The following is a 6,552-nucleotide window of genomic DNA, read 5'->3' as shown; positions in this document are numbered from 1 at the left end:
CCGCTGGGGAACGGGGACGAGGCCGGCGACGGGGAGTGCTCCGACGGCGTCGGAGCACTGGGACTCTTCGGGGGCGTCGGCGCGCTGGAACTCACCGGGGGCCGCAGCTCGCGCACATCGGCGGTCTCGGCGGCCCCTCCGGTACGGGCTTCGCCCCCGCCCCCCGACCGCCACGCGAACGCGGCACCGCCGAGGACGACCACGAGGGCCAGGCCGAACCCGCCGAGGGCGAGCGGACCGGGCGAATGCCGGCGGCTGCCTCGGCTCATGCGGCTGCCGGTGCGTCGACGGCTGGTGGCTCGCTTGCCCAAGACGGGACTTCTCCCTGGTGAGACCGGTGTACCGGATACGAACGGTGGTGGGGGGCGGGACCAGGTCGTACACGTTCGTCGTACGGAGTCGTCGTACAGGGTCGTCCAGACCGAAGGCCCGCGCCCTGGCAGACGGGCGGGGCCTTCGAAAGGTTGCGTGCTGCACCGAATTGCTTGCCCGGTGGTGCGGCCCGGCGCGGGCGCCTCAGCTCCGGCCGCGGGCTCGGGCTCGGCCTCAGGCCGCGATTCGGGTCCAGGCCCGGGCTGAGCTCCGGCCTCGGGCTCGGGTCCGGCCTGGGGCTCGGTGTCCAGGCACGGACTCAGGTCCGGGTCGGGCCGGGGTCCGGGTCCAGGTCCGGACCTCGGTGTCCAGGCCAGGGTTCAGGTCCGAGCCGGGGCCCAGGCCCGGGTCCGGGTTCGCTCAGCCCAGCGTGTCGGCCGCCAGCGGCGAGGAGTCCCGCAGGAACGTCGAGCAGCGCTCGTACTCGTCCTGCTCCCCGATCGCTTGCGCGGCCCGCCCGAGCGCGTGCAGCGCCCGCAGGAACCCGCGGTTCGGCTCGTGCTCCCAGGGCACCGGACCGTGCCCCTTCCACCCGCTCCGCCGCAGGGCGTCGAGCCCGCGGTGGTAACCGGTCCTGGCGTACGCGTACGACTCGACGACCCGCCCGGCCTCGAACGCCCCGTCGGCAAGCTGTGCCCAAGCCAGCGACGACGCCGGATACTTGGCGGCGACCTCGTCGGCCGGCGTTCCCTGCGCGAGCAGCTCCCGCGGCTCCGGGTCATCGGGCAGATGGGTGGGGGGCGGTCCCCCCAGAAGGTTTCCATGGATGGCCATACGTACAGTCTGCCTTGCCCCGCCCCGCCCCCCGCTCATGGGACATCCGGCTTTCCGTCCGCTGCCGGGCGGTCCCCGGGTCCGCGGTCCCCGGGCACCTGCTCCGGGGTCGGCCGTGCCGCCTCCGGTTCCAGGGGCGGGGCGGCCAGGCCGCAGTGGATCTTGCATTCCGGCTGTTCGCCCTTGGCTTTCGGGGTGCGGATCGTCACCGCCGCGATCAGGGCGCCGACCACCAGGATGCCCGCGCACAGCGGCATCGCGCGGTCGAAGCTGGCGCCGAACTGGGCGGCCGAGCGGTACGCCTCCGGGCCGAGGCCCGTCAGCAGGGGGAGGGCCGCGACCGCGATGAGGCCGGCCGCGCGGGCCGCCGCGTTGTTGATACCGCTGGCCAGGCCCGCCCGCGCGGTGTCCACGGACGCCAGGACCGTCGCCGTCAGCGGCGCGACCAGCGTCACCATGCCCAGCCCCATCACCAGCAGCGCGGGCAGCACATCCGCCAGATACGCCGACCCCGCGCCCACCCGCAGCATCAGCAGCATGCCCCCGGCGCACAGCAGCGGCCCCATCGTCAGCGGCAGCCGCGGCCCGGTCTTCTCCCCCAGCTCGCCCGACCGGGCCGAGAGCAGCAGCATCAGGATCGTCGTCGGCAGCAGGGCCGCCCCCGCGCCCAGCGCCGAGTACCCGACCACCACCTGGAGCTGGAGCGCGGCGAGGAAGAAGAAGCCGCCGAACGCCGCGTACACGCACAGCGTCACCAGATTCACCGCGGTGAACAGCCGGGACCGGAAGATCGACGGCGGCAGCATCGGCTCCGGGCGGCGCCGCTCCACCATGACGAAGGCCACCGCGACCACCACCCCGGCCAGCCCCGCCCAGACCGCCTCGCCGATCAGCGCGTAGGTGATCAGCGCCAGCGCCACCGCCCCGAGCACCGCGCCCAGCACATCGAACCGTCCGTGTGCCCCCGGGGCCCTGGTCTCCGGTACGTGCCGCAGCGCCACCGGCGTACAGATCGCGGCCAGCGGCACATTCAGCAGGAACACCCAGCGCCAGCCCGGGCCGTCGACCAGCCAGCCGCCCACGAACGGCCCGATCGCCGCCCCCACGCCGCCCAGCCCGGACCACAGCCCGACGGCCCGCGCCCGGTCGTCCGGATGGAAGCTGGCCTGGATGATCGCCAGCGATCCGGGTACGAGCAGCGCCCCGCCGATGCCCTGCAACGCCCGTGCGGTGATCAGCACCTCGGCGTTCGGCGCGACTCCGCAGAGCAGCGAGCCCAGCGCGAACCAGACCACCCCGAGCACAAAGATCTTGCGCCGCCCGTACCGGTCGCCGAGCGACCCGCCCAGCAGGATCAGCCCGGCCAGCGTGACCAGATAGGCGTTGACGGTCCACTGGAGCGATGCCAGATCCGCGTTGAGTGACCTGCCGATATGCGGCAGCGCGACATTGACGACGGTCGAGTCGAGCAGGGCCATGCTCGAACCCAGCACCGTTGTCAGAATGACCCAGCGGCCCGTGGCCGAGGACAGCCTGATTTCCATACGGGGATCATCCCTCGCCCCCGCGCCGGCGGGCGACCCGGCCCACGGCACCGGACCGGTCCGCCGACATGACTCGGGCCCGGCACCGCGTACCGTACGTACGGGATACCGGGCTCGGCGCGCGAAAACACGAACCACGCGGAACTACGTGAGCTTCATTGCGTGAGCTTCACTACTTGAGCTTCGTACCCGTCGACCGCAGCGCCGCGCAGGCCTCCGTGACCCGCTTCGCCATGCCCGCCTCGGCCAGCTTGCCCCAGGTCCGCGGGTCATAGGTCTTCTTCGAACCGACCTCGCCGTCGACCTTCAGCACACCGTCGTAGTTGGTGAACATGTGCGCGGCGACCGGACGTGTAAAGGCGTACTGCGTGTCCGTGTCCAGGTTCATCTTCACAACACCGTTCTCCAGCGCCGTGGCGATCTCCTCGGCCGAGGAGCCCGAGCCGCCGTGGAAGACGAAGTCGAACGGCTGGCTGCCCGCGGCCTTGCCGTACTTCGAGGCCACGCCCTCCTGGAGGTCCTTGAGCAGCTCGGGACGGAGCACCACATTGCCCGGCTTGTAGACACCGTGGACATTGCCGAAGGACGCGGCCAGCAGATAGCGCCCCTTCTCGCCCAGCCCGAGCGCCTCGGCCGTACGCAGCGCGTCCTCGACGGTCGTGTACAGCTCGTCATTGATCTCGTGGCTGATGCCGTCCTCCTCACCGCCGGTCGGAGTGATCTCGACCTCAAGGATGATCTTGGCGGCGGCGGCCTTGGCGAGCAGCTCCTCACCGATGGCCAGGTTGTCGGCCAGCGTCTCCGCGGAGCCGTCCCACATATGCGACTGGAAGAGGGGGTCGCGGCCGGTCCGTACCCGCTCGGCGGAGATGTCGAGCAGCGGGCGGACATAGCCGTCGAGCTTGTCCTTGGGGCAGTGGTCGGTGTGCAGCGCGACCGTGATGTCGTACTTCGCCGCGACCACATGCGCGAACTCGGCGAGGGCGACCGCGCCGGTCACCATGTCCTTGTTGTACTGACCGCCCAGGAACTCCGCACCACCAGTGGACATCTGGATGATGCCGTCGCTCTCGGCCTCCGCGAAGCCGCGCAGCGCAGCGTGCAGGGTCTGGGACGAGGTCACATTGATGGCCGGGTAGGCGAACTTGCCTGCCTTCGCCCGGTCGAGCATCTCGGCGTAGACCTCGGGGGTTGCGATGGGCATCGGGCCGCTCCTTGTGATGTGCGGGTGTGAGGTGCTTGTCCCTGACTGGGGTCCCTGACCTGGGGGCGACGTCATCGTCGACTCCATCCTTCCAGACTCCCGCACGGGCTCCACCCGGAGCACCACCCTGGCGGCTCCTGTCCGGGCCGCCGGAGAACGGCAGTGGCCCTGGCTGTTTCACGTGAAACAGCCAGGGCCACACCAAATGCCCAGCTCAGGGCTGCTGTACGGACGCTGTACGTGCCCCCGGCCAGCCGAGGAGACCGCCGAGGCCGGGCGCGTCCCGGACGTCCTGCCGTTCCGGACTCAGGCCAGACCCAGCTCATCCAGCCCATAGACATGGAGATACGGAAGTCCCGCCCCGGCGATGGCCGGAGCCGCCCCCCGCTCCACGATGACCGCCACCGCGACCACCTCGCCGCCGGCTTCCCGTACCGCCTCGACAGCCGTCAGCGGCGAGCCGCCCGTGGTGGAGGTGTCCTCGACGACCAGACAGCGGCGGCCCTTCACCTCCGTACCCTCGATACGGCGCTGAAGACCGTGCGCCTTCTGTGCCTTGCGGACGACAAACGCGTCCAGGCGCCGGCCCCGGGCGGCGGAGGCGTGCAGCATCGCGGTGGCCACCGGGTCGGCGCCCAGGGTCAGCCCGCCGACGCAGTCGAAGTCCAGCTCGGCGGTGGCGTCGAGCATGACCTGACCGACCAGCGGCGCGGCGTGACCGTCCAGGGTGATCCGGCGCAGATCGATGTACCAGTCGGCCTCACGGCCGGAGGAGAGGGTCACCCGGCCGTGGACCACGGCCTTGTCCTTGATCAGTTGCAGCAGCTCAGCCCGTGCGTCAGTCATGGTCCTGAGCTTATGCGCTGCGGGCGGGCGGCCCGGATGCCGTCCCCGGCCCGGGGCCTCGGCCACCTGCCGGGCACCCAGCCTCCGCGCCGGACGCCCGCACCACGTCCGCGCCGCGCGCACCAGGTCTGCGCCGCGCGCACCACGTCCGCGCCGTGCGCCCCGCGCCCCGCGCCGCGAGTCCGCGCTCGGAGCCGGCCGCACGCCCGTGCTCAGAGCCGCCGCCAGGTCCAGTTCGCGGTGATCTCCAGCGGTTCCACGGGGGTGACCAGCCGGGGCAGGGTGTTGAGCCCGTTCGGCGGGCCCGACTGGGGCTCCACACAGACCGCCTCGGCCTGCTCGTCGTACACCACGACCCACTCCGCCCGGCTCGTGACCTTCAGCTCCAGTTCGCCGGGCCAGGTCAGGGTCACCGCCACGCCGTCGGGCATCCCGAAGCAGTCGTCCCAGGGGCCGGGGCGCGGCGGGACCCGGCGGCCGGTGGGCAGATGGTCGGCGCCGCGCTCCTCCTGCCAGGCCGGGGCGAAGTCGATACGCGCCTCACTGCCGTTGAGGGTGCGCAGGAACCAGGGGTGCCAGCCGGCCTGCGCCGGGAAGGACGTGTCGTACGTCTCCACCCCCAGCGCGAGCGACAGGGAGTCCTCGGTCAGCTCGAAGGTCTGGGTGACCCGCCCGCTGTACGGCCAGGGGTCGACGAGGTCGTACGTGAACGCCGCCTCGTCGGCGCCCGCCCGGGCCGTGCGCCAGGCCGTGTCCCGGCCGGTGCCGTGGATCGCGTGCGGCGGGGAGTTGAGGGGCATCTGCTGGACCACTCCGCCGTTGCGGAACTGCCCGTGCTCGATGCGCCCGCACCACGGCACCATCGGGAAGCAGCCGTACCGTGCGCCCTGGCGCAGCAGTTCGGTCCCGCCGATCCGCAGACTGCCGATCCGGCAGCCGTTCGCCGGGTTGATGGTCAACTCGGCGTCGCCCGCCGCCAGTCGGATGCTCTCTTCGCTGCTACTCACACCCCGACACTACTTGCGGCGGCGCAGTGCGCGTCCCACCACCACGGCGGAGGCGAGCGCCAGCGCGGCGGCCGGCGCGACCCAGCGCAGGGTGGCCCCCGCGCTGCCGGAGTCGGGCGCGGGCACGGGGGCGTACCGGCCGCGCGGCGGCGCGTGGTCGACCTCCTCGGCGCTGCGGCCGATCATGGTGCGGCGGGCGTGGGCGGCTTCGGCGGGCGGTTCGCCCTGGATGAGGAAGTCGCCTTCGCCGGAGATGGTCTCGCCTTCGAGGGGGGACGAGGGGAGGTCGACCTCGAAGGCGGAGACGTCGAGTTCGTCGTCGTCCAGCTCATCGTCCAACTCGGTGTCGTCCAGGTCGTCTTCATCGAAATCGTCGGCGTCGAGACGGTCGGCGTCGATGTCGTCGGCGTCGAGATCGCCGTTGCGCTCACCGCTGGGGCCGACGGGCTCGTCGGTGGTTCCGGCAGGGCCGTCGGTGGGTCCGGCGGGCTCGTCGGTGGTCCTCGGCCCCGACGTCCTCGGCCCTGTTCTCCTCAGCGCGGGTCCCCTCGGCCCGGGTCTCCTCAGGCCCGGTCTCCTCAGGCTCTGCCTCGGCCTCGCTCTCCGGTACGGCGCCCGCGGCCGGCGGCCGGTCCGAAGCCGCCGATGCACCCGACGCCTCCACAGCCCCGGCGATCCCGCCTTCCTCGCCCGTCTCACCCGCCTCACCCGAATCCGAAGCCTCGGCCCGCTCAGCAACCTCGGCCCGCTCAGCCGCCTCGGCGCGCTCGACCGCCTCGCCCGTCCCGGCCCCCCGGTCCAGCTC

General features: G+C 72.4%; 5 protein-coding genes and 3 pseudogenes. All 8 read right to left on the bottom strand.

What is annotated here, in order from left to right:
* Positions 1–269 (bottom strand): annotated as a pseudogene (locus tag WH07_RS40885) (expansin EXLX1 family cellulose-binding protein); the annotation flags it as partial.
* 463 nt (positions 270–732) lie between these two features.
* The gene (locus WH07_RS06335; protein WP_046496352.1) at positions 733–1,146 is read right to left on the bottom strand and encodes a DUF3151 domain-containing protein; all 414 of its coding nucleotides are present in this window, start codon (positions 1,144–1,146) and stop codon (positions 733–735) included.
* A gap of 35 nt (positions 1,147–1,181) precedes the next feature.
* Positions 1,182–2,690 carry an MFS transporter gene (locus tag WH07_RS06330; RefSeq protein WP_046496350.1) on the bottom strand — a complete coding sequence of 503 codons (1,509 nt, stop codon included), beginning with the start codon at positions 2,688–2,690 and terminating at the stop codon, positions 1,182–1,184.
* 172 nt (positions 2,691–2,862) lie between these two features.
* Positions 2,863–3,894 carry a class II fructose-bisphosphate aldolase gene (fbaA, locus tag WH07_RS06325; RefSeq protein ID WP_046496347.1) on the bottom strand — a complete coding sequence of 344 codons (1,032 nt, stop codon included), beginning with the start codon at positions 3,892–3,894 and terminating at the stop codon, positions 2,863–2,865.
* Between the two features lie 306 nt (positions 3,895–4,200).
* Positions 4,201–4,740: an orotate phosphoribosyltransferase gene (gene pyrE, locus WH07_RS06320; RefSeq protein ID WP_046496345.1), complete on the bottom strand. Its 540-nt coding sequence runs from the start codon at positions 4,738–4,740 to the stop codon at positions 4,201–4,203.
* Between the two features lie 212 nt (positions 4,741–4,952).
* Positions 4,953–5,747 carry an aldose epimerase family protein gene (locus WH07_RS06315; protein WP_046496344.1) on the bottom strand — a complete coding sequence of 265 codons (795 nt, stop codon included), beginning with the start codon at positions 5,745–5,747 and terminating at the stop codon, positions 4,953–4,955.
* 9 nt (positions 5,748–5,756) lie between these two features.
* A pseudogene (locus tag WH07_RS06310) lies at positions 5,757–5,975 on the bottom strand (carbon monoxide dehydrogenase); the annotation flags it as partial.
* A gap of 199 nt (positions 5,976–6,174) precedes the next feature.
* Positions 6,175–6,552: pseudogene (locus WH07_RS40880) on the bottom strand (hypothetical protein); the annotation flags it as partial.

The organism is Streptomyces odonnellii, from assembly GCF_000981895.1.
Taxonomy (GTDB): Bacteria; Actinomycetota; Actinomycetes; order Streptomycetales; family Streptomycetaceae; genus Streptomyces; species Streptomyces odonnellii.
Note: the sequence above shows the minus strand (reverse complement) of the source record. Positions and strands in the feature narration are given on the sequence as shown.